This window comes from Amycolatopsis dongchuanensis (assembly GCF_039542405.1).
GTDB lineage: Bacteria > Actinomycetota > Actinomycetes > Mycobacteriales > Pseudonocardiaceae > Amycolatopsis_E > Amycolatopsis_E sacchari.
On sequence record NZ_BAABIB010000006.1, the window covers coordinates 68,619 to 91,321 of the forward strand.

Sequence of the window (22,703 nt, forward strand, 5' to 3'; positions counted from 1 at the left end):
GTCCGCTTCGTGGTGGGAGCGGCAGTCAGTTCGGGAACGGGCGAGGCCCCGCCGCCGGGAACACTCCTGGCGACGGGGCCTCGTTCACGTCGATGCCGAAGTACTCCCGGTACGCGTCCACGATCTCCCGCCCGGCCAGCACCCGCTCGACGCGTTTCCCGTCGACCTGCTCGATCAGCTTGTCCCCGGCCAGCGTGACCCGGCCGCCGGGCGTCGGCAGGGTGCACAGGAGCTGCCGCGTGAAGTGCGAGTCGGGGGAGGTCGCCTGCCACCAGCAGGTCGGCCCGAAATCGGCCAGCCGCCGCGGCCGCCGCTCCAGCCGGTACACCGGCTCGCCGTCGTGCCGCACGTCCAGATCCCCGTCCGGCGCGTCGAGCACCAGGAACTCGCCCTCGGCGTCCGGCTGCGCCTCGCACGCCGTCATCCGCAGCGGCCGCCGCGCGAACCGGCCGAACCCGACATCCGCCAGCCACGGCTCCTCCAGGTCCACCCGCAGCGCCAGGTGGTCGAACGGGGAGCCGAAGCGGCCGTCCCCGCGGTACACGCGCGCCGCGAGCAGCGAGACCGTGAAGCCCAGCTCCCGCAGGAGCGCGGCGAAGGCGCCGTTGAGCTCGTAGCAGAACCCGCCGCGCCGCTGCCGGACGATCTTGTCGACGAGCGCGTCCTCCGCCAGCACGATCGGCTCGTACCGGTGCACGCTGAGGTTCTCGAACGGCACCGACGTGGCGTGGCGCTCGTGCAGCTCGGCCAGTGCCGCCGCGGTGGGGGCGGCGGGCCGCTGTGCACCGATGCGGGCGAGGTAGGCGTCGACGTCCATGCCGCTACCGTCGCACCTCCACCACGGTCGAGGTCAACCGGAAAACGAAAACGGGGCCCTTCCGCTGTGGAAGGACCCCGGTCGCGCTACCCCGGTCAGAGGAGCAGGCCGTTGCCGCCCGAGACGGCGTTGTCGAACCGCTTGCTGATCTCGGCCCAGTTGTAGACGTTCCAGAGCGCCTTGACGTAGTCCGCCTTGACGTTCTTGTAGTCCAGGTAGAACGCGTGCTCCCACACGTCCACCAGCAGGATCGGGATCGTCGGCAGGATCAGGTTGTTGTGGTGGTCGCGCAGCTGCTGGGTGATCAGCGTCTTGCCGACCGGGTCCCACGACAGCGCGGCCCAGCCGTTGCCCTGGATCGTGGTGGCCACGGCGGTGAACTGCGCCTGGAACTTGTCCCAGGAGCCGAACGCGTCGTCGATGGCCTGCGCCAGCTCACCGGTCGGCTTGTCGCCACCCTCCGGCGAGAGGATCTTCCACCACACGACGTGGTTCGCGTGCCCCGCCAGGTTGAAGGCCAGCGTGGTCTCCAGCCCGACGATGGACCCGAAGTCACCCTTGTCGCGCGCCTCGGCGAGCTTGTCCAGGGTGTCGTTCGCGCCCTTGACGTAGGTGGCGTGGTGCTTGCTGTGGTGCAGCTCGTTGATCTGAGCCGAGATGTGCGGCGCGAGTGCGCCGTAGTCGTAGTCCAGATCCGGAAGCTCGTACCGGGCCATCAGCCCTCCTTCTTCGTGTGCGCACAATCCCTGCGCTACCAAACCTAGTAGCAACCGTATCGGGGGGCTAACCGGGATCTTGGCCGTCCAGCACCCGGGAACCCCTGTGCTGCCCAGCCTGCAAGCTCCAGCTTGCTGGAGGTCAACCGGGTGTGCCGGTGATCACGCGCGGAACGCGTCGAGCTCGCCCGCGAGGTCGGCGAAGACGGCGATGTTGCACTCGAACGCGGTCAGCGTCTCCGTGACGATCCGGCGCCGCTCGGCCTCGTCCCACGGCGCTTCGTCCAGGCAGGCGCGGTAGCGCTTGCGGAACGCGGGGACGTTGCCGATGTCGAAGGCGTAGAACAGCGCGCCGGGGCCTTCGACGCTGTAGGTGCGCTTGAGCAGGGCGCGGACGGCCTGCCCGCCGGCGAGGTCGCCGAGGTAGCGCGTGTAGTGGTGCGCGACGTAGCCGCCTGGCCAGTCGAAGGCGACGGTCCGGATGCGGCGGACGTAGTCCTCCGTGGCGGGCACCGGTTCGATGCGGTCCGCCCAGTCCTCGCCGAGGAAGAAGGCCAGGTCGGCTTCGAGCGCGGGCACGCGGCGCAGCTCGTCCACGACGAACGGCGCCGCCACGGGGTGGTCCCGCTGCGCGTCGGCGGCCTCTTCGATCGCCTGGTAGATGAAGTAGTACTGCGTGACGAGCCTGGCGTAGCCGTCCAGCGTGAGCCCGCCGTCGAAGAGCGTGCTCATGAACGCGGAGTGGTGCGCGCGCTCGTGGACGTCCCGGGTGGACTCGCGCAGTAGCGCCGAGAACGGGAGCTGTTCCGCTGTGAGGGGAGCCGCCATGTGATCGAGCGTAAGTGAGCCAGGCTATTTAGGCTAGCCTAAGTTCACAGCTCGACCGGCCAGGTGTGCACCGGCTCGTCCGTCGCGGCCAGCTCCAGGTAGCGCTCCAGCATCGTCGCCAGCGCGCTCTCGCGGTCCGCGCCGTGCTGCTGGGCCAGCTCCACCATCCGCCGCTGCCACCACGCTCCGTTGCGCTTGGCCAGGCAACGCTGCTCGATGATCCCGAGGTACCGCTCGATCGAGGCCTCCGCGACGTCGGCCGTGCGCAGCCCGTCGTAGGCCAGCGGCAGCAGCACGCGCAGGGTCAGCTCGTCGGGTGGTACCCAGCCGATGCCCGGCCAGTACAGCTGCGCCTCGAACCCGTTGCGGGCACCCGCGTACAGGTTCTCCTCGGCGGCCTGGAACGACATCCGTGTCCACAGAGGACGTTCGGCCTCGGCCAGCGCACGCTGGGCGCCGTAGAAGAACGCCGCGTTCGCCATCATGTCGACCACGGTGGGCCCGGCGGGCAGGACGCGGTTCTCCACGCGCAGGTGCGGTTTGCCGTCCACCACGTCGTACACCGGGCGGTTCCAGCGCCACACGGTCCCGTTGTGCAACCGCAGTTCCGCGAGCTTGGGCGCCTGGCCGGAGTCCAGCGCGTCGACCGGGTCCTCTTCGTCGGTCTCCGGCAGCAGGCCGGGGAAGTACCGGACGTTCTCCTCGAACAGGTCGAAGATCGACGTGATCCACCGCTCGCCGAACCACACCCGCGGCCGCACGCCCTGGTTCTTCAGCTCCTCCGGCCGGGTGTCGGTCGCCTGGAGGAACAGCGGGATGCGCGTCTCGTGCCACAGCGCCTTGCCCAGCAGGAACGGCGAGTTCGCGCCCACCGCCACCTGCACGCCCGCGAGGCACTGGGCGGCGTTCCAGTGCGCGGCGAACTCCTCCGGCGCGACCTGCAGGTGCAGCTGCAGCGACGTGCACGCCGCCTCCGGCAGGATCGACTCGGAATGCGTGCGCAGCCGCTCCGGCTCGTGCCCCGGCAGGCCCGGGCCGTCCAGCGACAGCGTCACCTGCTCGCCGCGCGCGGCGAAGATCTGGTCGTTGAGCATCGTGTACCGCGCGCTGTTGGTGATCCACTTCTGGTCGAAGTGCTCCGCGGTGAGCGTGGGCAGGATGCCGATCGCCGCCAGGCGCGCACCCGAACGCCGGGCCCGGTCGTCCGCCTCGCGGAGGTAACCGCGGAGGTCGCGTTCCATTTCGATCGCGGAGTTCCCCGCGAGCGGCCGCGGCGGCACGTTCAGCTCTATATTGTGCTGGGAGAGTTCGGTCGTGAACGACGGGTTGTCCAGCGCCTCCAGCACTTCCTGGTTGCTCATCGACGGGCGCATCTCCTCGTCGACGAGGTTCAGCTCCACCTCGAGGCCGATGTGTCTTCGGGGGAACGAGAACCCGCCGTCACCGAGCATCCTGCCGAGGGTGTCCAGACACCGCTGGACCTTCCGGCGGTACCGGGCCCGGTCGCGTGGGTTGAAGCCGTCAGCCGAAAGATCCTGGCCCATGCCTTCCCTGCTTCGTTCGTCCGGGACCATCGCGCGGTCTTGGCGGTGTTGCCCGGCGGACAACAGTCGCACAGCATCGCGTCCCCGGCTATCGGCCAAATTGGTACTGTGGCGGACTTTGCCTCCCGGGCACCGCTCCGTGACCCGTTCGTCGTAGCGGTACCCAGCTCGTTCGGAGCAATTCCCCCACCGCCAAACTCGTCCCTGTGGCGCAACGCATCTCCATCGACAAGGTCAACGACCCCCGTGTCGACGACTTCCGCGACCTGTCCACCGCCGACCGGCGGCCCGACCGTCCTGGCGGCCGTGGCCTGGTGATCGCCGAGGGGACCGTCGTCGTCCGCCGCCTGCTCGCGTCCGATTACCCCGTCCGCGCGGTTTTAGGCGTGCCGAGGCGGGTGGAGGAGCTGGCGCCGGACCTGGCCGGGGTGGACGTGCCCGCGTACACCACGTCCGCCGAGGTGATGGCCGAGATCGTCGGGTTCCACCTCAACCGCGGGGTGCTCGCCGTGGCTGACCGGGCGCCACAGCCGCGCGCCGAGGACGTCGTGGCGCGCTCACGGGTCGTGGCCGTGCTGGAAGGCGTCGGTGATCACGAGAACCTCGGCGCGTTGTTCCGCAACGCGGCGGCGCTGGGTGTGGGCGGGGTGCTGCTCGGCCCGGGTTGTTCCGATCCGCTGTACCGGCGCAGTGTGCGTGTTTCGATGGGGAACGTCCTCCGCGTGCCGTTCGCCCCGCTCGAACCGTGGCCGGCGGGCCTGACGTGGTTGCGGGAAAACGGTTTCCGCGTCGCGGCGCTGACCCCGCGGGCGGACTCGATCACGGTGCGGGAGCTGGCGGGGGACGCGGGCAAGGTGGCGTTGTTGCTGGGGTCGGAGGGCCCGGGGCTGACGGCGGAGGCGCTCGCGGCGGCCGATGTCGCGGTGCGGATCCCGATGGGCGAGGGGGTGGACTCGCTCAACGTCGCCACGGCCGCCGCGGTCGCCTTCTACGAGCTGGCCGGGCGGTAGATTGCGGGCGGTCACAGGCGCAGGACGGGGAGGCACACGCGTGGAGTTGCGCATCCGCGGGGAGCGGGCCGTGCTCAAGGGGCACGGCGAGGCGTACACGCGGGAAGTCGATCCGCACAGCCTCGCGCTCGGTGCGGAACTGGCCGACGCGTTGCACGAGTGGGCGCGCGTCGCCGCGGCCGTCCGGCGCGCGCAGGACGCCGGGGAGCCGAGCGAGGCGGCCCCGATTGTGTCGCACCGGGGGCGGCAGCTCGCCGCCCGTGTGGCGACGGTGATGGGCACGACGGTGCACTACGTCGACCCGGTGACCGACGAGGAGGTCGCGGTCCAGCCGAGCCCGGCCGACCCGGCCCGCCCGTCGCTGGGGCAGCGGCTGTTCGGCGGTGTGGAGATCGGGAACGAGCCGACGCCGTGGGGGACGGGCCTGGTGGTGGCGGGTTTCGTCGCGGCCGTCGTGATCACCGCGATGGTGGCGCTGGCGTCCGCGCTGGCCGAGGAGACGGCGGGCTGGGTGGTGGTGCTGGCGGCGGTGATCGTGACCGCGGGTCTCGCCCCGTCGCTGTGGCTGGCCCGGCGGTTGCCGATCGTGCGCTGGCTGGCCCTGGGCGCGGCGGCGGGCTGCGTGCTGGCGTGGTTCGGGGTGCTGACCGTGGCGTTGTGAGGGGTGCGGTGGGGGCGCTGGGGGCTGGGGGTGGGCGCTGTGGTGGCGGCTACCGGGCGGCCGCGAGGTGGCAGTGACGGGAGCGGGCGGTGGTCTGGGGCGCCCGAGGCGGGGCAGGAGCTGGCGGGCCGGTGGCGGCGGGCAGGTGGCGGCGGGCAGGGGTGCCCCGAGGCGGGGCGCCGGGGCGGCGAGCAATCGGGGCAGCGCGAGGTAGCGGGGCAGGCTGAGCCGGTGGCCTTGGGTGGTCCCGAGGTGGGGCGCAAGGAGCTGAAGACGGCCGGTGGCGGCTGGTTGTGGTGGCCCCACCGGCGGGCGCCTTGGTGGCGGGCTGTCGGGCCACCGCGAGGTGGCAGGAGCTGGCGGGGTCGGCCGCGGCGACTTGGAGCGCGACGTGGCGGGCTGCCGGGGCCCGAGGCGGCGGGCGCAAAGGAGCTGAAGAGGGCCGGTGGCGGCGGGTTGCGGTGGCCCGTGGCGGCGGCCGCCGTGGTGGCGGGCTGTCGGGCCACCGCGAGGTGGCAGGAGCTGGAGAGAGCCGTGGCGGAGGGCCCGAGTGGCCCTGAGTGGCGAGCCCACGGAGCTGCCCCAGTGGGTGCGCGCCGAACCGCAGCCAGCCGCTGGGCGCGGGCTGCCCCGGCAGGTGCGCGCCGGACAGCAGCTAGCCGCTGCGCAGGCCGCCCGCTGCGCGGCTGCCCGCACGGCAGCTAGCCGCTGCGCGCGGGCTGTCTGCACTGCAGTCTGCCCGCTGCGCAGCCAGCCCGCTGCGCGGGCCGCCCGCGGTCAGCCCTGCCGAGCGCCCCGCAGCCACCACCCTCACCCCACCGTGGCCGCCGCTACCCCCGCTGGGAGCGCACCCCCAGCAGCACGTCCTCCCAGGCCGGGACTGCGGGGTGGTTCTTGCGCGCCTTCGGCTTGGGCTTCGGCGCTTCGCCCTCCGGGGACTCGATCAGCGCCTGCTGCTCCGGCTCCGCTTCGGGCGGCGCCTCGGGCTCAGGCGACTGCTCCACCAGCGGCTCTGGCTCGACCGCGCGCAGCGTGCGTGGCGTGCGGTGCGGGTCGAGCAGGTCCTCGGCGTGCTCGTCCAGCGCGGCGATCGTGCCGCCGTGCGCGCCCGGTGAGAACGACCAGTGTGCCGCCATGTCCGAACGGCCCGTCTGCCAGCGCAGCGCGACCACCCACCGGCCGTCGTCGCCCTTCCAGGCGTCCCACTCCGCGTGGCCGTAGTCCTGCCCCCGCACGCCGAACGCGTAAGCCACGACCTCGCCCAACGTCCGCACGTCCGGCCCGTCCTCACGCACCGGGTGCGCGCTCTGCGCCAGCTCCGCCATCCGCGAGCGCTCCAGCAACACCGGGTAGGCGAACCGTTCGACCCGCGCCTCCGGGACACCGGCCGACTCCGCGACCTGCCGCACCGACTCGCCCGCGCGGATGCGCGCCTGGATCTCGCGTGGTCGCATCTGGTTCTCCATCTCGACCTCGAGCTGCCCGAGCCGGGTGATGTCGCCCCGCGCGGCGGCCCGCAGCCGTTCGTCCGCCGGCAGGAGGAACCGCTCGCGGCGCGCCGGGTCTTCGCACACGATGGACTTGCCGTCCTCGTGCAACCCGACAACCCTCAGCGCTCGCATCAGCCGCCTCCTCCGGACTTCACCGTTGTGGGTGTTAACGGTAAGACGGCGCGTCGGCTTGACGGGTAAGGCGCGCCGAATCCTCGTTACCCAATCGTTGATCTTCTCGCAGGTCCCGGCGCCCCGTCAGCGGGACACGCCTGCCCCCGCCGTCACGAACAGGGGATTCTCGGGGAGGATTGCGCGGTGCTGGGGCGGAAAACGCTCGCGGTCCTGTGTGCCGCGGAGCTCGTGCTGATCGCGGTCGTGCTGCTGTGGAAGCGGCTCGACGGGCTCGACCTCGACGTGTACCGGTTGGGCGCACAGGCTTTCTTCACGCACGGCGACCCGTACGGGGTGCTGCCGCCGACCCGCGACGGGACGCGGCTGCCGTTCACGTACCCGCCGTTCGCCGCGCTGGTGTTCGCGCCACTGCTGACCGTGCCGCCCCAGGTGGCGCTGATCGCGTTGACCGTGGTGTCGGTCGTCGCGCTCGGCGCGGTGCTCGCGTTGTGCCTCGGCCGGTTCGGGCCGCTGGTCCTCGTCGCGCAAGCCGTCGCGTTGTTCAGCGAACCCGTGCGCGCGACGCTCGGCTTCGGGCAGGTGAACATCCTGTTGATGCTGCTGGTCGCGGTCGACGTGCTGGCGTTCCGGCGACGCGGGTACCTCGTCGGGCTCGCCGCGGCCGTGAAGCTCACGCCACTGGCGTTCGTCCTGTTCTTCTTCGTACGCCGGGATTTCCGGGCGGCGGCAAGGGCGCTGGGCACTTTCGCCGGATGCGCGGTGCTGACGTGGCTGATCGCGCCCGACGCGTCGGAGGAGTACTGGACCAGCCTGGTTTTCCAGGGCGACCGCATCGGCGACCCCGGCTACATCGGCAACCAGTCGCTGCGCGGCCTGCTCGCCCGGCTCGACCTCGGGCAGGGCTGGTGGCTGCTCGCCGCGGTGCTGGTGCTCGCCGCGACGGCGTACGCGATCCGGCGGGCGCGCGACGAGGTCCCGGCGCTGCTGGTGTGCGCCGTGGGTGCGCTGCTGGTCTCGCCGGTTTCCTGGACGCACCACTGGGTGTGGGTCGCACCCGCGATCGCCCTGCTGTACGCGAAAAGACGATGGTGGGCGGCGGTACCGCTCACCATCGTCTTCGTCGTCAGCCCCGTCTGGGACTTCTCGTTCTGGCCGCTGCGGGAAAGCTACGTCCTCGCCGGGCTCCTACTTGCCCTGGCGCTCCACGACGTACTCGATGCACGCCGTCAGCGCGGAGACGTCGTCCGGCTCGATCGCGGGGAACATGCCGACGCGTAGCTGGTTGCGGCCCAGCTTGCGGTACGGCTCCACGTCCACGATCCCGTTGGCGCGCAACGTCTTCGCGACCTCGGCGGCATCCACCTCGTCGACGAAGTCGATCGTGCCGACGACCTGCGAGCGCAGCGCCGGGTCCTTCACGAACGGCACCGTGTAGCTGGTCTTCTCGGCCCACTCGTACAGGCGCGTCGAGGAGTCCTTCGTGCGCGACACCGCCCAGTCCAGGCCGCCGTTGGACAGCATCCACTCGATCTGGTCGGCGAGCAGGAACAACGTCGCCACGGCCGGGGTGTTGTACGTCTGGTCCTTGCGGCTGTTGTCCAGCGCCGTGGTCAGCGACAGGAACTCGGGGATCCAGCGGTCACCGCCGCCGATCTCGCCGACGCGCTCGACCGCCGCGGGCGACATCAGCGCGAGCCACAGCCCGCCGTCGGAGGCGAAGGACTTCTGCGGGGCGAAGTAGTAGACGTCGAAGTCCTCGGCCTTGACGGGCAGACCGCCCGCGCCCGACGTGGCGTCGATCGCGACGAGCGCGCCCTCGCTGCCCGCGGGGCGCCGCACCGGCACCGCGACCCCCGTCGACGTCTCGTTGTGCGCCCAGCCGACGAGGTCCGCGCCCTGCTCGTACGCGATCTCCGGCGCGCTGCCCGGCTCCGACTTGACCACGATCGAGTCGGCCAGGAACGGGGCGCCCTTGGTCACGGTGGCGAACTTCGAGGAGAACTCGCCGTACGTGAAGTGCTGGGCGCGCTCACGCACGAGCCCGAACGCGGCGGCGTCCCAGAACGCCGTCGTGCCGCCGTTGCCGAGTACGACCTCGTAGCCCTCGGGCAGGGAGAACAGCTCGGACAACCCCGCGCGCACCCGCCCGACCAGGGACTTGACCGGCTTCTGCCGGTGGGAGGTGCCCAGGTACTTCGCCCCCTCGGAGGCGAGGTTGGCGAGCTGCTCCGTCCGGACCTTCGAGGGCCCGCAGCCGAAGCGCCCGTCGGACGGCTTGAGATCAGCGGGAATCGTCAGCTCAGCGCTCATGCGCCCAGTGTCGCAGGTGCGTTTCCGCCGGTTGACGGAGGTGGCGCGGATCTCAGTGGGCGGGACGCCAGCCTTCGGCGTCCACCCCGCCGGGGACCGGCGCGGCCGGGTCGTAGGGCGTGCGGGTGAAGATGAACGTGGCCAGGTCGAGGTACGACGGCGTGCCGTCGGCGGCGCGGCCCACGCGCAGGGTCTCCCCGGCGTAGTAGCCGTCGAGGCCGAGCCACTCGTCCGGCCCGAGCGGGCGGAACCGGGAGGCACGGCCCCCGCCGCGGGCGGGCGACAGGTCGAACAGGCCGCCGGGCAGCAGGCGCAGGTGGAACGGCGTCGGGCCCCAGTGCCACAGGCCGGTGAGGTCGAGCAGCGACCGGTCCACCTCGGACGGCTGCCACTCGGCCGGCAGCTTCGGCTCCTGCTCGTCGGCCGTGGCCAGCAGGTCGATCGTCGTGGCCAGCAGCGCCGGGCCGGACGTCGTGTTGGCCAGCATGAGCGCGCCGGTGCCGGTCTTCTCGTCGACGAGCGAGCAGGCGAGGAAGCCCGGCATGGAGCCGGTGTGCCCGGCCAGGCGGCGGCCGTGGTGCCGGACGAGCTGCAGCCCGAGGCCGTAACCGCTGGTCCAGCTGTCGCCGTCCTCGACGGCCGCGACCGCGCGCATCTCCGCCATCGTGTCCGGGTTCAGCACGTCCGCGGTGTCCCCGCCGATGAAGGAGGTCCAGCGGGCGAGGTCGCGGACGGTGGACCACAGCTGCCCGGCGGGCGCCATCGCGCCGGCGTCCGGGCTGGGCTCGGGCAGCACCAGGTCGGCGAACGGGTGCACCGCGTAACCCGTCGCGTGCCTGGCCTCGGGGTGGGGCGTGGTGCGGGACAGGCCCAGCGGAGCCAGGATTTCCTCGCGCACCGCGTCGAGCCAGCTCTTGCCGCGGTGGCGGGCCACGAGCTCGCCGAGCACGCCGTAGCCCACGTTCGAGTAGTGGAAGCGGCTGCCCGGCCGGTTCTTGAGGGCGTCCCGCGCGAGGCTCGCCTGCAGCGCCGCCCAGTCACCGCCGGGGCTGCGCTCCCACCACGAGCCGGGGGACTCCGACGTGAGCCCGCCGGTGTGGGACAGCAGCTGCCCGACCGTGGTGGAGCCGAAACCGGTGCCCGGCACGTGCTTGTCGAGCGGGTCGTTGAGGTCGAGCCTGCCCTCGTCACGCAGCCGCATGACCAGCACCGCGACGAACGTCTTCGTGATCGAGCCGAGCCGGTACTGCGTGTCGTCGTCCGGTGCGGCGCCGTCGACGAACCCGCGCGCGCCGGACCACAGCAGCTCCCCGTCCCGCACGACGGCGGCGACCAGGGACGGCACCCGCGCGGCGGCCTGTTCGGTGGCGATCCGGCGGAGCAGGGCGGCTTCGGTCGAGGGCAGCATGGGGCCATTCTGCCCGTGGTCGATCACGTGAGCAGACCGCGGGCCATCGCCGTGGTCACCGCCGCCGTCCGGTCGGAGACGCCGAGCTTGCCGAACACCCGCAGCAGGTGGGTTTTCACCGTCGCTTCGCCGATGTGCAGCGCGCGGCCGATTTCGGCGTTCGTGTGCCCGCGCGCGACGAGCCGGAGCACCTCGGTCTCCCTGGCGGACAGCGGTGGCGGCGCCGGGTTGCGCACGCGCGCGACCAGCTTGCCGGCGACCGAGGGCGCGAGCACCGTCTCACCACGGGCGGCCGCCCGGATCGCACCGGCCAGTTCCGCCCGCGAGGCGTCCTTGAGCAGGTAGCCCGCGGCGCCGGCCTCGACCGCGCGCAGGATGTCCGCGTCCGTTTCGTACGTGGTGAGCACGACGACGCGGCGGTCCGGGGTGTCGGCGAGGATCCGGCGTGTCGCGCCCACGCCGTCGAGCCCGGGCATCCGCAGGTCCATCAGCACGACGTCGGGCGCGCGGGCGAGGTTGACCGCGACGGCCTCGTCGCCGGAACCCGCCTCGCCGACCACGGTCAGGTCCGGCTCGGCTTCGAGCATGCCGCGCAGCCCCTCCCTGACGACGGGGTGGTCGTCCACCAGCAGCACGGAAATCACGCGGGCACCTCCACCACCACCGTGGTTCCCCGTCCACTTCGGACGGTCAGGGAACCACCGACCTGCGCCGCCCTGGCCCGCATCCCCTCGATGCCGAAACCGCGGACCGCGCCGGGGTCGAAACCGGTGCCGTCGTCGCGGACGGTCAGGCGCACCGCCCCCGGCACCACGGCGAGTGCGACGGACACGTGCCGCGCCCCCGCGTGCTTGCGGACGTTGGCCAGCGACTCCTGCGCCGCGCGGAGGAGCACCACCTCGCTCGCCGTGCCGAGCGGGGGCAGCGCCGCCGGTACGTCGCACGACACCTCGACACCGGTCTCCTCGGCGAACCGGTCGGCCTGCCGCCGGATTGCCTCCGCGAGCGTCCCCGTCCCGAGCGCGGCCGGGGTGAGCGCGGCGACCATGGCCCGCGCCTCCGTCAGGTTCTCCCTGGCGGTGCGGGCGGCGAGCGCGAGGTGCCGCCGGGCCGCGGCCTGGTCGTCCCACTCCGACTCCACCGCCTGCAGCAGCGTCACGATGCTCGTGAAGCCCTGGGCGAGGGTGTCGTGGATCTCGCGCGCCAGCCGTTCGCGTTCGGCGGCGGTCCCGGCTTCGTGGGACAGCCGGGCCACCTCCGCCCGGCTCGCTTCGAGCTGGCCGATCAGCTCGGCGCGTTCGCGGCTCTGCCGCAGCACCCGCTCGATCCACGACCCGACGCAGACGCTGAACACCGCGAGCATCCCGGTCATCGGCAGCAGCGTGCTCAGCGACGGGTCGTCCACGCCCTGCTGCAGCAGCACGGACAGCACCGGGGACAGGATCGCCGGCACCGTCGCGACGACGGCGAGCGGCAGCGGGGCCGCCATGAACAGCATCGAGCACGCGGCGAACAACCCGAACCCGGCGGCCGCGTGCGAGACGATCGCGAGGACGGCCAGCACGAGCACGAGCCCGCAGAACAGCGCGGGCCGCCGGCCCCGCCTGCCCAGGACGAGGTAGGCCACCCCGATCGCGGTCAGCGCGCCGACCGCGACCAGCCTCCTCGCGAGCGGCCCGTCCTGCGCCAGCACCAGTGCGACCGTGACCACGTAGTCGGCCGCGTAGAAGACGTCCCACAGCCACTCGTAGCGCTGCCAGGCGTTCAGCGGCTGTTCGCCCACCGGAACGTCAGGCGGCACAGCAGGAGTCCCGCCACGCACCAGGCGCCCAGCACCAGCGCCACCGTCCCCAGTTCCCATCGCCCCGCCATCTCGTTCGCGGCCATCGCGTCCGGCAGGAACACCGAGCGGAAGCCCTGACAGATCCACTTCACCGGGAAGAACGAAGCCACCTCGACCATAACGGCGGGGAGCTGCGTGATGGGCGTGACGAACACACCCGAGACGAACTGCAACGCCACGTAGACCAGGTTCATGATCGCGGTGGCGCCGGCGACGGACCGCGCGAGCGAGCCGGCGGCGATCCCGAGCAGCGCGCAGCTGGTCACGCCGAGCACGAACACCCACGCGAAGGTGAACCACCGCTGGGGCGACGACGGCAGGTCCAGCCCGAACAGCGGGACCGCGACGAGGAGCAGCAGCACGACCTCGGCGAGGCTCGCGACCGCGACCAGCACGACCTTGCCGAGGAAGTACGCCGTCGCGGGCAACGGCGTGCCGCGCAGGCGTTTGAGCGTCCCGTCCTCGCGGTCGGAGGCGATGCCCGTGCCCATGCTGACGAAGGACGTCGACACGATGCCCGAGCCGATCATGCCCGCGGCGAACACCTGCGCCGTGCCGCCGAAGATCGAGCCGAGCAGCACCATCAGGAACGCGGGCAGGGTGAACGTGAACACCACGGCTTCCCTGAGCCGGAAGAACTGGCGCAGTTCCAGGCCACCGCGGGCGAAACCGAGCGTGATCACGCCGTCCCCCCGATCAGGTCCAGGTAGACGTCCTCCAGGCTGGGCCTGGTGACGGTGAGGTCGGTGAGTTCCCGGCCGCCGGACAGCTCCGTGACGAGCTTGGTGGGGAATGCCGTGCGCTCCTCGTGGAACCCGTTCTCGTCGCGCCACCGGACCGTCGCCTCCCCGCGCGAGCGACCGCCGAGCGCCGACGGCGTGTCCTGCGCGACGATCCGGCCGTCCGCCAGCACCGCGACGCGGTCGGCGAGCGCTTCGGCCTCGTCGAGGTAGTGCGTGGTGAGCAGGACCGTCGTGCCCTCGTCCGCGAGCGCGCGGATCAGCGCCCAGAACCGCCGCCGCGCTTCGGGGTCGAACCCGGTCGTCGGCTCGTCGAGGAACACCAGTTCCGGGCGGCCGATGATGCCGAGCGCCACGTCGAGCCTCCGCCGCTGGCCGCCGGAAAGCGCTCTCACCCGCGTGTGCGCCTTCGCCGTGAGCCCGACCTGCTCGACGACCTCCTCGGGATCACGGGGATGCGGGTAGTAGCGCGCGAAGTGCCGCACGACCTCGGCGACGGTCAGGTGGGCCGCGTCGGTCGCGGTCTGCAGGACGATGCCGAGCCGCACACGCCAGTGCCGGCCCGCCGAGCCGGGGTCCTCACCGAGGACCGAGACGTGACCCGCCGTCCGTTTCCGGTGGCCTTCGAGGATCTCCACCGTGGTCGTCTTGCCCGCGCCGTTGGGGCCGAGGAGCGCGAACACCTCGCCGTGCTCGATTTCGAGGTCCACGTCGTGCACGGCGACGTGACCCGGGTACTCCTTGCGCAGTCCGCGTGCGCTCACCACAGGGGTCATGCGGACAGACTGCGGCCCGGCCACCCCTCCGCGGGACGACCGGGCCGTGGAATCCGCTGTCCACCGTCCGGTGGACAAGCCCTACCTGCCGACGGACTCCCAGCCCTCGACCTCCTGCGGCTGACGCGGGCCGGGCCCGACGTACGACGCCGAGGGGCGGACCAGGCGGCCGGTGCGCTTCTGCTCCAGGATGTGCGCCGCCCAGCCCGCGGTGCGGGCCGAGGTGAACATCGCGGGCATCATCGACGGCGGCACCTTCGCGAAGTCCAGGATCACCGCGGCCCAGAACTCCACGTTCGTCTCGATTGGACGGTCCGGCCGGCGCTCACGCAGCTCCGCCAGCGCGGCCTGCTCCAGCGCCTCGGCGACCTCGTACCGCTCCGCGCCCAGCTCCTTGCACGTCCGGCGCAGCACGCGGGCACGCGGGTCCTCGGCCCGGTACACCCGGTGCCCGAAGCCCATCAGCCGTTCCTTGCGGTCGAGGATGCCCTTGACCATCTTGCGCGCGTCGCCGGTGCGCTCGACCTCTTCGATCATCGGCAGGACGCGCGCGGGCGCACCGCCGTGCAGCGGGCCGGACATCGCGCCGATCGCACCGGACATGGCGGCAGCGACGTCGGCACCGGTGGACGCGATGACGCGTGCGGTGAACGTCGAGGCGTTGAGACCGTGCTCGGCGGCGGACACCCAGTACGCGTCGAGGGCCTTGACGTGCGCCGGGTCGGGCTCGCCGCGCCAGCGCACCAGGAACCGCTCGGTGATCGTCTTCGCTTCGTCCACCCTGGACTCCGGTACCGCGGGCAGACCCACGCCGCGGGCGGACTGGGCGATGTAGGACAGCGTGATCACCGAGGCGCGGGCGAGGTTGTCGCGGGCCTCCTCGTCGCTGATGTCGAGCAGCGGCTTGAAGCCCCAGATCGGCGCGACCATCGCGAGCGCGGCCTGCGCGTCCACCCGGACGTCACCGGTGTGCACGGGCAGCGGGAACGGTTCGGCGGGCCGCAGCGGGTTCCGGAAGTGGCCGTCGACCAGCAGGCCCCACACGTCCCCGAAGCTGACCTTGCCGGCCAGGTCCTCGATGTCCACGCCGCGGTAACGCAGGGCGCCGCCGTCGCGGTCGGGCTCGGCGATCTCGGTGCGGAAGGCGACCACGCCCTCCAGGCCAGGTTTGAACCCGTCGTCCGGCTCGGAAGCAGGCTGGTTGCTAGCAGCAGGCGCTGAGGTAGTCACGGTAAGAAGACCTTTCGATGCGCGTTCCCCGACGTTTGCCTTGCGTCTGGCCTACTCGCACGAGCGCGGCGCGGGGACGCGCCTCGTCGCACGGATGCCCAAACCATGCACCCCCGCCGCCCGGGTGGCAATCGAAAGAAGTGGTGGTTTCGGTCACGATTACGAGAACGATTCAGTGCGGGCTGCCCCATCCGTGTAAATCCTGTGTTTCTCGGCGGCTCCTGGGTGCCTTCCCGGTGATAGACCTGACCCATGCACCTGAGCCCCCAGGAACGGGACAAACTGCTCATCCACGTCGCCGCCGACGTGGCGCGGCGGCGGCTCGAACGCGGCGTCAAGCTCAACTACCCGGAGGCCGTCGCGCTGATCACCGACTACGTGCTGGAGGGCGCGCGGGACGGGCTGAGCGTCACCGATCTGGTGGCGGGCGGCCGGAGCGTGCTCTCGCGGGACCAGGTGCTGCCCGGTATCCCGGAAATGGTCGATTCGGTGCAGGTGGAGGCCACCTTCCCGGACGGCACGAAGCTCGTGACCGTGCACGACCCGATCGTCTAGGAGGTTCCCGTGCACCCCGGCGAGATCATCCCGGCGGCCGAGCCGGTCGAGCTGAACCCCGGCCGTCCCCGGACGACCCTGCGCGTGGTCAACACCGGCGACCGGCCCGTGCAGGTCGGTTCGCACTTCCACTTCGCGCAGACGAACGCCGCGCTCGACTTCGACCGCGACGCGGCGCAGGGCAAGCGGCTCGACATCCCGGCGGGCACCTCCGTGCGTTTCGAACCCGGGGTGGACCGCGAGGTCGAGCTCGTGCCGCTGGCGGGCAACCGCGTCGTGCCGGGGCTGCAGCGGTGAGCGCCGTCGACCGCGAGCGCTACGTCGAACTGTTCGGTCCGACCGTCGGCGACCGGATCCGGCTCGCCGACACCGACCTGCTGATCGAGGTCACCGAGGACCGCAGCATGGGCCCCGCCGCGGGGGACGAGGTGATGTTCGGCGGCGGCAAGGTCATCCGCGAGTCGATGGGCCAGGGCATGGCGACGCGCGCCGAGGGCGCGCCGGACCTCATCATCACCGGCGCGGTGGTCCTCGACCACTGGGGCGTGGTGAAGGCCGACGTCGGCGTGCGGGACGGGCGGATCGTCGGCATCGGCAAGGCGGGCAACCCGGACACGATGGACGGCGTGGACCCGGCGCTGGTGATCGGGCCGTCCACGGAAGTGCTGGCGGGCAACGGGAAGATCCTCACCGCGGGTGGCATCGACTGCCATGTCCACTTCATCTGTCCACAGCTTGTGGACACCGCGCTCGCGTCCGGGCTGACGACGCTCGTCGGCGGCGGCACCGGTCCCGTCGAGGGCAGCAAGGCCACCACCGTCACGCCGGGCGCGTGGAACCTCGGCAGGATGTTGCGCGCGATGGACGCCCTGCCGGTCAACGTCCTGTTGCTGGGCAAGGGGAACACGGTCCGCCACGACGCGCTGCGCGAGCAGTTCGAGGCCGGCGCGGGCGGGCTGAAGCTGCACGAGGACTGGGGTTCCACGCCCGCCGCGATCGACGTCGCGCTCTCCGTCGCCGGCGAGTACGGCGCGCAGGTCGCCATCCACACGGACACGTTGAACGAGGCCGGGTTCGTCGAGTCCACAGTGGACGCGATCGGCGGTAGGTCGATCAACGCCTACCACACCGAGGGCGCCGGCGGCGGGCACGCGCCGGACATCATCAAGGTCGTCTCGCTGCCCAACGTGCTGCCGTCGTCGACCAACCCGACGCGCCCGCACACGGTCAACACCCTCGAAGAACACCTCGACATGCTCGTGGTGTGCCACCACCTCAACCCGTCGGTGCCCGAGGACCTCGCGTTCGCGGAAAGCCGCATCCGGCCGACGACGATCGCCGCCGAGGACGTCCTGCACGACCTGGGCGCGATCTCGATGATGAGCTCCGACTCGCAGGCGATGGGCCGCATCGGCGAGGTGATCATCCGGACCTGGCAGACGGCGCACGTGATGAAGGCCCGCCGCGGTTCGCTGCCAGGGGACGGTGCGGCCGACAACCTGCGCGCACGCCGTTACGTCGCCAAGTACACGATCAACCCGGCGATCGCGCACGGCATGGCGCACGAGATCGGCTCGGTCGAGGTCGGCAAGCTCGCCGACCTCGTGCTGTGGGAACCGAAGTTCTTCGGCGTGAAGCCACACGTGGTGCTCAAGGGCGGGTTCCCGGCGTGGGCGGCGATGGGCGACGCGAACGCCTCCATCCCGACGCCGCAGCCCGTGCTCGCGCGGCCGATGTTCGGCGCGCAGCCGTCGGTGGCCGCGGAGACGAGCCTGCACTTCGTCACCGAAGCGGCGATCAGGGCCGACGTCGCGGGCACGTTCGGGCTTCAGCGGCGGCTGGCGGCGATCCAGGACACGCGCTCGGTCGGCAAGGCGGACATGGTGCTCAACGACGCGCTGCCCGATGTCCAGGTGGACCCGGACAGCTTCGCCGTGCACGTGGACGGCGAGCTGATCGAGCCGCGGCCGGTGGCCGAACTGCCGATGGCACAACGGTACTTCCTGTTCTGATGGACGTCACCGCGCTGCTGCTGGCCGACTCCCGCTTCCCCGGCGGGGGACACGTCCATTCGGGCGGGCTGGAGGAGGTCGTCGCGCGCCGGCTCGTGACCGCGGAGCGCGACCTGCCGCCGTTCCTGTACGGCAGGCTGTGGACCGCGGGGCTGCTGGCCGCCGCATTCGCCGCTGCTTCAGCGCATGCCGTGCGCCGGAATGTCGCAAGTGGACACTGGCTGCGGCTCGACGCCGAACTCGACGCTCGCACGCCCTCGCACGCGCAGCGGGAGGCGTCGCGGGCGCAGGGCCGGGGTACCGCGCGGGCGGGCCGGATCGCCTGGCCCGCGGTCGAAACGCTGCTGGCGGTGGTGCCCCGGCCGCACCACCCGATCGTCACCGGGGCGCTGGCGGGCGCCGCCGGTGCCGCACCGCGGGAAGCCGCGCTGGCCGTCGCCTACCTGGCCGTGAGCGGGCCCGCGAGCGCAGCGGTGCGGCTGCTGGGGTTCGACCCGCTCACTGTGAACGCGATGGTCGCGCGGCTGGGCCCGGACCTGGAGGCCGTCGCCGGCCAAGCCGCCGCGACAGCGGGTGCCGACCCGGCGGAACTGCCCGCGCCCAACGCTCCCGCGCTCGATCTGTTCGCCGAAGCCCACCTTCGGCACCACGAGGAAGAGGTGCGTCTCTTTGCCAGCTGAACACGGTCACTCCCACCCGGTGAACTTCGATCCCACGGTTCCCGAACCCGATCACCACGAGGCGCAGCCGAAACAGGGCCGCGCGTTCCGCATCGGCATCGGTGGTCCCGTCGGCAGCGGGAAGACGGCGCTGGTCGCGGCGCTGTGCCGCGCGCTCGGGGACGAGATCGACCTCGCCGTGGTGACCAACGACATCTACACCACCGAGGACGCCGACTTCCTGCGCCGCGCGGGCGTGCTCGACGTCGAGCGCATCGAGGCCGTGCAGACCGGGGCGTGCCCGCACACCGCGATCCGCGACGACATCACCGCGAACCTCGACGCGGTCGAGCGGCTGGAGGAACGCTTCCCCGGCCTCGAACTGGTGATCATCGAAAGCGGCGGCGACAACCTGACGGCGGTGTTCAGCCGGGGGCTGGCCGACAGCCAGGTGTTCGTGATCGACGTCGCCGGCGGGGACAAGGTGCCGCGCAAGGGCGGTCCCGGCGTGACGACGGCGGACCTGCTGGTGATCAACAAGATCGACCTCGCCCACCTCGTCGGCGCGGACATGGACGTGATGACGTCCGACGCGCACCGCATGCGTGGCGAGCTGCCGGTGATCACACAGTCCCTTGTGGACACCCCGGACGCGCCGGAGGTCGCCGACTGGGTCCGCAAGCAACTGGTATGAGGGCCGACGCGCGGCTGGTCGCCGAGGTCCGCGACGGCCGCACGGTGCTGCGTGAGCTGCGGTCGATGGCGCCGCTGACGCTGTTGCCGAAGCGCACGCGCGGCGACGCCGTCGTGCACCTGGTGAACTCGGCGACGGCCCCGCTGGGCGGGGACGAGCTGACCCTGACCGTGCTGGTCGGTGCCGGGGCGCGGCTGCGGCTGTCGGGTGTGGCGGCGACGCTGGCGCTGCCGGGGCACCGCGAGGGCGGCAGCCGCGCGACCGTGCGGGTGGAGGTCGAGGACGGCGGGGTGTTCGAGTACCTGCCCGAACCCACGGTGGTCACCGCGCGGGCCCGGCACACGGCGGAGCTGTTCGCGACGGTGGCGGCCACGGCGAAGCTGCGCACGCGGGAGGTGCTGGTGCTGGGCCGGGCGGGGGAGCGGCCGGGGCGGTTGCGCAGCACCCAGCGCGTCGTGCGCGACGGGGCGCCCGTGCTGCACCAGACGTTGGACGTCGGGCACCTGGAACGCAGCGTGGCGCACCTCGCCGGGAGGCGGGTGCTCGCGACCGAGTTGCGGGTGGGTGAGCAGGTGGCGGCGGCGAGCGGTGAGTGGTGGTCGGTGTCCCCGCTCGCCGCGGGCGGCGCTCTCGTCACCGCGCTGGCACCCGATGCGGTGACGGCACAGCGGGATCTTGATCGAGCCAGCCGCTGCTTTTCCCCGGCGTCGTGGTAGGCGTCACCGTTCGGCGGGTTTCGCCGGGGCGGCACAGGGCCTAACGTCAACCTCCATCCATTTCTTCTACTGATGCGTTGTGCGGGCGCGGAGGTTGGCTTATGCCGGAGGTCGGCAACATCGACGACGTGGCGGTGCAGCTGCCCGGAATGCGGGTGGCCTACGAAGGGGAGTCCCTGGACGAGTCCGAACTGGCGGACAGCTGGACGGAACAGCTGCAGCGCTGGCTGAACCAGGCGATCGCCGCGGGTGTCGCCGAACCGAACGCGATGGTGCTGGCCACCGCCGACGGCGAGGGCAGGCCGTCCTCGCGGACCGTGCTGTGCAAGGGCCTCGACGAGCGCGGCGTGGTGTTCTACACGAACTACACGTCCGCGAAGAGCCACGACCTGAGCGTGACGCGGTACGCGTCGGCGACCTTCCCCTGGTACCCGCTGCACCGGCAGGTGACGGTGCGGGGCGAGGTGGAGAAGGTCGACGTCTCGGAGACGGCCGAGTACTGGGCCTCCCGCCCGCGCGGTTCGCAGCTGGGGGCGTGGGCCTCGCCGCAGTCGCAGGTGGTGCGCAGCCGGCGTGAGCTGGACAACGCGCTGGCCGCGATCGAGCGCCGCTTCGCCGACGTGGACAAGGTGCCGTTCCCGCCGCACTGGGGTGGCTGGCGGATCAAGCCGGACACCGTGGAGTTCTGGCAGGGCCAGCAGAACCGGCTGCACGACCGGCTGCGTTACGTCCGCACCCACGACGGGTGGCGGGTGGACCGCGTAGCGCCGTAGGCGTCGACAGGCAGGGGCCGGGCTGAAGTCCGGTCCCTGCCCGAGCGGGCACTTCGCGGGCCTGCGCGGGCAGCCGGGTCTTCACCCAGCGGAAATCACAACCTGCCAACTACTTAGCTCCGCTAAGCTGGCTGGTTGTGAGTGTCGAGGCGGGGTCCAGCAGGAAGCGCAAGCGGTTCGGTTCCATCGTCATCGACACCCAGCCGCTGAAGGTGCCCGCGTTCCGGCGGCTGTGGATCGGCACCGCCGTCACCGCGATCGGCTCGCAGCTGACCACCGTGGCCGTGCCGAAGCAGGTGTTCGACCTCACCGGCTCGTCCGGCTGGGTCGGGCTCACCGGCGCCGTCGCACTCGTGCCGCTGCTCGTGTTCGGTCTGTGGGGCGGGGCGATCGCCGACACCGTCGACCGGCGGAAGCTGCTGCTGTTCGGCAACACCGGCATCGCGGTCGTCTCCGCGCTGCTGTGGCTGCAGGCGTGGCTGAACATCGGCTCGGTGTGGGTCGTGCTCGTGCTGCTCGCCCTCAACCAGGCGTTCTTCGCGATCAACATGCCTACGCGCAGCGCGATCGTCGCCCGGCTCGTCGCGCCCGAACTGCTGCCCGCGGCCACCGCGCTGTCCGGCACGATGAACATGTTCGGCACGATCTTCGGCCCGATGGCGGCCGGTGCGCTGATGCCCGTGCTGGGCCTGCCGACGCTGTACCTGATCGACACCATCGCCCTGCTGCTCACGCTGTACACGGTGTGGCGCCTGCCGTCGATGCCCCCGCTGTCGGGGCAGGTCCGGCGCGCCGGGCTGCGGGACGTGATCGACGGGTTCCGCTACATGGGCACGCAGAAGGTGCTGCTCGCGAGCTTCGTCGTGGACATCATCGCGATGGTCGCCGGCATGCCGCGCGCCCTGTTCCCGGAGATGGCAGAACGCACGTTCGGCGATCCGCCCGGTGGCGGGCTCGCGCTGGGCTGGCTGTTCGCCGCGATCCCGATCGGCTCGGTCGTGATCGGCCTGTTCTCCGGCTGGCTGGGCCGGGTCCGCCGCCAGGGCGTCGCGGTCGTGATCGCGATCTGCGCGTGGGGCGTGTTCATCGTCGGCTTCGGGCTGTCGCACACGCTGTGGCTCGCGACCGCGTTCCTCATCCTCGCCGGCGCCTCGGACATGGTCAGCGCGATCTACCGGCAGTCGATCCTGCAGGCCGCCGCGACCGACGAGATGCGGGGCCGCATGCAGGGCGCCTTCACGGTGGTCGTCGCGGGCGGGCCGCGCATCGCCGACGTCACGCACGGCTGGGTCGGCGCCGCGGCGGGCACCACGGCCGCGGCGGCGGGCGGTGGCGCGCTGGTCGTCGTGCTGATCGCCGTCGCGGTCGCGATGCTGCCCGCGTTCTGGCGTTACCGCGCCGCCGCGGTGGTCGAATAACCGCGTTTCACCCCCGTGGGGCTGCCCGATGGGGCACCATGGCGGCATGGCAGAAGGGATCTCCGTCGACACCGCCGACCTGGCGCGATACCACTCGCACGCGGGTGGCCTGTCGGACGACATCGTGGGCGCGGCGAAGAACCACCTGGCGGCCAACCTGTCGCTGCCCGGCAACCTCTTCGGCGACCTCGGCGAGGAAAGCGGCCTGCACGGTTCGCTGACCGACCACCTCGACCGCATGCACACCCACGTCCACTCGGTCGCCGGCGCCGTGCACGACCTGGGGCAGTCGGTGCGCACCGCGAAGGGTGACTACGAGTCCGACGAGCAGCTGTTCGGCGACCAGTTCCGCCGGATCCTGGGCTGAG

The 22,703-nt window shown here is 72.0% G+C and carries 24 protein-coding genes; 12 read left to right on the plus strand and 12 right to left on the minus strand.

Features of this window, described 5'->3' with window-relative positions; all coding sequences use genetic code 11:
• Window positions 1-25 precede the first annotated feature (25 nt).
• The 4 genes from ABFX51_RS01345 to ABFX51_RS01360 all read right to left on the minus strand — a co-directional run bounded on the left by ABFX51_RS01345 (window position 26) and on the right by ABFX51_RS01360 (window position 3,905).
• Complete coding sequence (locus ABFX51_RS01345; RefSeq protein ID WP_346051529.1) at window positions 26-817, minus strand: arylamine N-acetyltransferase family protein; 792 nt, start codon at window positions 815-817, stop codon at window positions 26-28.
• Window positions 818-912: 95 nt separating this feature from the next.
• Window positions 913-1,533: a superoxide dismutase gene (locus ABFX51_RS01350; protein WP_346051531.1), complete on the minus strand. Its 621-nt coding sequence runs from the start codon at window positions 1,531-1,533 to the stop codon at window positions 913-915.
• 162 nt (window positions 1,534-1,695) lie between these two features.
• Entirely contained in the window at window positions 1,696-2,361 is a 666-nt protein-coding gene (locus ABFX51_RS01355; protein ID WP_346051533.1) for a biliverdin-producing heme oxygenase, read from the minus strand.
• Between the two features lie 44 nt (window positions 2,362-2,405).
• The gene (locus ABFX51_RS01360) at window positions 2,406-3,905 is read right to left on the minus strand and encodes a glutamate-cysteine ligase family protein (RefSeq protein WP_091514615.1); all 1,500 of its coding nucleotides are present in this window, start codon (window positions 3,903-3,905) and stop codon (window positions 2,406-2,408) included.
• 206 nt (window positions 3,906-4,111) lie between these two features.
• On the opposite strand from ABFX51_RS01360, the gene ABFX51_RS01365 reads away from it, so the two are divergent.
• Window positions 4,112-4,915 (plus strand): TrmH family RNA methyltransferase, encoded by an 804-nt coding sequence (locus ABFX51_RS01365; RefSeq protein WP_346051535.1) that lies wholly within the window; start codon window positions 4,112-4,114, stop codon window positions 4,913-4,915.
• A gap of 40 nt (window positions 4,916-4,955) precedes the next feature.
• On the plus strand, window positions 4,956-5,576 hold the full coding sequence (locus tag ABFX51_RS01370; protein ID WP_346051536.1) for a DUF2537 domain-containing protein: 621 nt from the start codon (window positions 4,956-4,958) through the stop codon (window positions 5,574-5,576).
• Between the two features lie 830 nt (window positions 5,577-6,406).
• On the opposite strand, the gene sepH is transcribed toward ABFX51_RS01370, so the two are convergent.
• Complete coding sequence (gene sepH, locus ABFX51_RS01375; RefSeq protein WP_346051538.1) at window positions 6,407-7,198, minus strand: septation protein SepH; 792 nt, start codon at window positions 7,196-7,198, stop codon at window positions 6,407-6,409.
• Between the two features lie 186 nt (window positions 7,199-7,384).
• Here sepH and ABFX51_RS01380 point away from each other — a divergent pair, with 186 nt between their 5' ends.
• Window positions 7,385-8,479, plus strand: coding sequence for a glycosyltransferase 87 family protein (locus ABFX51_RS01380; protein WP_346051540.1), 1,095 nt, complete (start codon window positions 7,385-7,387; stop codon window positions 8,477-8,479).
• Here the strand turns inward: ABFX51_RS01380 and serC are convergent.
• The 7 genes from serC to ABFX51_RS01415 all read right to left on the minus strand — a co-directional run bounded on the left by serC (window position 8,387) and on the right by ABFX51_RS01415 (window position 15,508).
• On the minus strand, window positions 8,387-9,511 hold the full coding sequence (gene serC, locus ABFX51_RS01385; protein WP_346051542.1) for a phosphoserine transaminase: 1,125 nt from the start codon (window positions 9,509-9,511) through the stop codon (window positions 8,387-8,389). The genes ABFX51_RS01380 and serC overlap by 93 nt on opposite strands.
• 52 nt (window positions 9,512-9,563) lie before the next feature.
• On the minus strand, window positions 9,564-10,919 hold the full coding sequence (locus ABFX51_RS01390; protein WP_346051543.1) for a serine hydrolase domain-containing protein: 1,356 nt from the start codon (window positions 10,917-10,919) through the stop codon (window positions 9,564-9,566).
• Window positions 10,920-10,942: 23 nt separating this feature from the next.
• Window positions 10,943-11,563, minus strand: coding sequence for a response regulator transcription factor (locus ABFX51_RS01395; protein ID WP_346051544.1), 621 nt, complete (start codon window positions 11,561-11,563; stop codon window positions 10,943-10,945).
• Window positions 11,560-12,702, minus strand: a complete 1,143-nt coding sequence (locus ABFX51_RS01400) for a sensor histidine kinase (RefSeq protein WP_346051546.1) — start codon at window positions 12,700-12,702, stop codon at window positions 11,560-11,562. Before ABFX51_RS01400 ends, ABFX51_RS01395 begins: the two co-directional genes overlap by 4 nt.
• Entirely contained in the window at window positions 12,684-13,445 is a 762-nt protein-coding gene (locus ABFX51_RS01405; protein WP_346051548.1) for an ABC transporter permease, read from the minus strand. The genes ABFX51_RS01400 and ABFX51_RS01405 overlap by 19 nt, the downstream gene beginning before the upstream one ends.
• Window positions 13,442-14,278 carry an ABC transporter ATP-binding protein gene (locus ABFX51_RS01410; protein ID WP_346051550.1) on the minus strand — a complete coding sequence of 279 codons (837 nt, stop codon included), beginning with the start codon at window positions 14,276-14,278 and terminating at the stop codon, window positions 13,442-13,444. The genes ABFX51_RS01405 and ABFX51_RS01410 overlap by 4 nt, the downstream gene beginning before the upstream one ends.
• An 81-nt stretch (window positions 14,279-14,359) precedes the next feature.
• Window positions 14,360-15,508: a citrate synthase 2 gene (locus ABFX51_RS01415; RefSeq protein WP_091514595.1), complete on the minus strand. Its 1,149-nt coding sequence runs from the start codon at window positions 15,506-15,508 to the stop codon at window positions 14,360-14,362.
• 252 nt (window positions 15,509-15,760) lie between these two features.
• On the opposite strand from ABFX51_RS01415, the gene ABFX51_RS01420 reads away from it, so the two are divergent.
• The 9 genes from ABFX51_RS01420 (at window position 15,761) to ABFX51_RS01460 (ending at window position 22,702) form a co-directional block, all read left to right on the plus strand.
• Complete coding sequence (locus tag ABFX51_RS01420; RefSeq protein ID WP_091514594.1) at window positions 15,761-16,063, plus strand: urease subunit gamma; 303 nt, start codon at window positions 15,761-15,763, stop codon at window positions 16,061-16,063.
• Between the two features lie 9 nt (window positions 16,064-16,072).
• Window positions 16,073-16,360 carry an urease subunit beta gene (locus ABFX51_RS01425; RefSeq protein ID WP_346051552.1) on the plus strand — a complete coding sequence of 96 codons (288 nt, stop codon included), beginning with the start codon at window positions 16,073-16,075 and terminating at the stop codon, window positions 16,358-16,360.
• A complete protein-coding gene (locus tag ABFX51_RS01430) occupies window positions 16,357-18,075 on the plus strand; it encodes an urease subunit alpha (protein ID WP_346051554.1) in 1,719 nt (572 codons plus the stop codon). Before ABFX51_RS01425 ends, ABFX51_RS01430 begins: the two co-directional genes overlap by 4 nt.
• On the plus strand, window positions 18,075-18,755 hold the full coding sequence (locus tag ABFX51_RS01435; protein ID WP_091514587.1) for an urease accessory protein UreF: 681 nt from the start codon (window positions 18,075-18,077) through the stop codon (window positions 18,753-18,755). Before ABFX51_RS01430 ends, ABFX51_RS01435 begins: the two co-directional genes overlap by 1 nt.
• On the plus strand, window positions 18,745-19,428 hold the full coding sequence (gene ureG / locus ABFX51_RS01440; protein WP_091514585.1) for an urease accessory protein UreG: 684 nt from the start codon (window positions 18,745-18,747) through the stop codon (window positions 19,426-19,428). The genes ABFX51_RS01435 and ureG overlap by 11 nt, the downstream gene beginning before the upstream one ends.
• Window positions 19,425-20,144, plus strand: coding sequence for an urease accessory protein UreD (locus ABFX51_RS01445; RefSeq protein ID WP_091514583.1), 720 nt, complete (start codon window positions 19,425-19,427; stop codon window positions 20,142-20,144). The genes ureG and ABFX51_RS01445 overlap by 4 nt, the downstream gene beginning before the upstream one ends.
• A gap of 101 nt (window positions 20,145-20,245) precedes the next feature.
• Complete coding sequence (gene pdxH / locus ABFX51_RS01450; protein ID WP_091514580.1) at window positions 20,246-20,917, plus strand: pyridoxamine 5'-phosphate oxidase; 672 nt, start codon at window positions 20,246-20,248, stop codon at window positions 20,915-20,917.
• A gap of 137 nt (window positions 20,918-21,054) precedes the next feature.
• Window positions 21,055-22,335 carry an MFS transporter gene (locus tag ABFX51_RS01455; protein ID WP_091514578.1) on the plus strand — a complete coding sequence of 427 codons (1,281 nt, stop codon included), beginning with the start codon at window positions 21,055-21,057 and terminating at the stop codon, window positions 22,333-22,335.
• Window positions 22,336-22,381: 46 nt separating this feature from the next.
• Window positions 22,382-22,702, plus strand: a complete 321-nt coding sequence (locus ABFX51_RS01460; RefSeq protein ID WP_091514576.1) for a hypothetical protein — start codon at window positions 22,382-22,384, stop codon at window positions 22,700-22,702.
• Window position 22,703 lies beyond the last annotated feature (1 nt).

Excerpts from the sequence above, each read along its gene's own strand:
- ABFX51_RS01345 (WP_346051529.1), bottom strand. The coding sequence starts at position 817 with ATGGACGTCGACGCCTACCTCGCCCGCATCGGTGCACAGCGGCCCGCC.
- ABFX51_RS01350 (WP_346051531.1), bottom strand. The coding sequence starts at position 1,533 with ATGGCCCGGTACGAGCTTCCGGATCTGGACTACGACTACGGCGCACTC.
- ABFX51_RS01355 (WP_346051533.1), bottom strand. The coding sequence starts at position 2,361 with ATGGCGGCTCCCCTCACAGCGGAACAGCTCCCGTTCTCGGCGCTACTG.
- ABFX51_RS01360 (WP_091514615.1), bottom strand. The coding sequence starts at position 3,905 with ATGGGCCAGGATCTTTCGGCTGACGGCTTCAACCCACGCGACCGGGCC.
- sepH (WP_346051538.1), bottom strand. The coding sequence starts at position 7,198 with ATGCGAGCGCTGAGGGTTGTCGGGTTGCACGAGGACGGCAAGTCCATC.
- serC (WP_346051542.1), bottom strand. The coding sequence starts at position 9,511 with ATGAGCGCTGAGCTGACGATTCCCGCTGATCTCAAGCCGTCCGACGGG.
- ABFX51_RS01390 (WP_346051543.1), bottom strand. The coding sequence starts at position 10,919 with ATGCTGCCCTCGACCGAAGCCGCCCTGCTCCGCCGGATCGCCACCGAA.
- ABFX51_RS01410 (WP_346051550.1), bottom strand. The coding sequence starts at position 14,278 with ATGACCCCTGTGGTGAGCGCACGCGGACTGCGCAAGGAGTACCCGGGT.
- ABFX51_RS01420 (WP_091514594.1), top strand. The coding sequence starts at position 15,761 with ATGCACCTGAGCCCCCAGGAACGGGACAAACTGCTCATCCACGTCGCC.
- ABFX51_RS01435 (WP_091514587.1), top strand. The coding sequence starts at position 18,075 with ATGGACGTCACCGCGCTGCTGCTGGCCGACTCCCGCTTCCCCGGCGGG.
- ABFX51_RS01445 (WP_091514583.1), top strand. The coding sequence starts at position 19,425 with ATGAGGGCCGACGCGCGGCTGGTCGCCGAGGTCCGCGACGGCCGCACG.
- pdxH (WP_091514580.1), top strand. The coding sequence starts at position 20,246 with ATGCCGGAGGTCGGCAACATCGACGACGTGGCGGTGCAGCTGCCCGGA.
- ABFX51_RS01460 (WP_091514576.1), top strand. The coding sequence starts at position 22,382 with ATGGCAGAAGGGATCTCCGTCGACACCGCCGACCTGGCGCGATACCAC.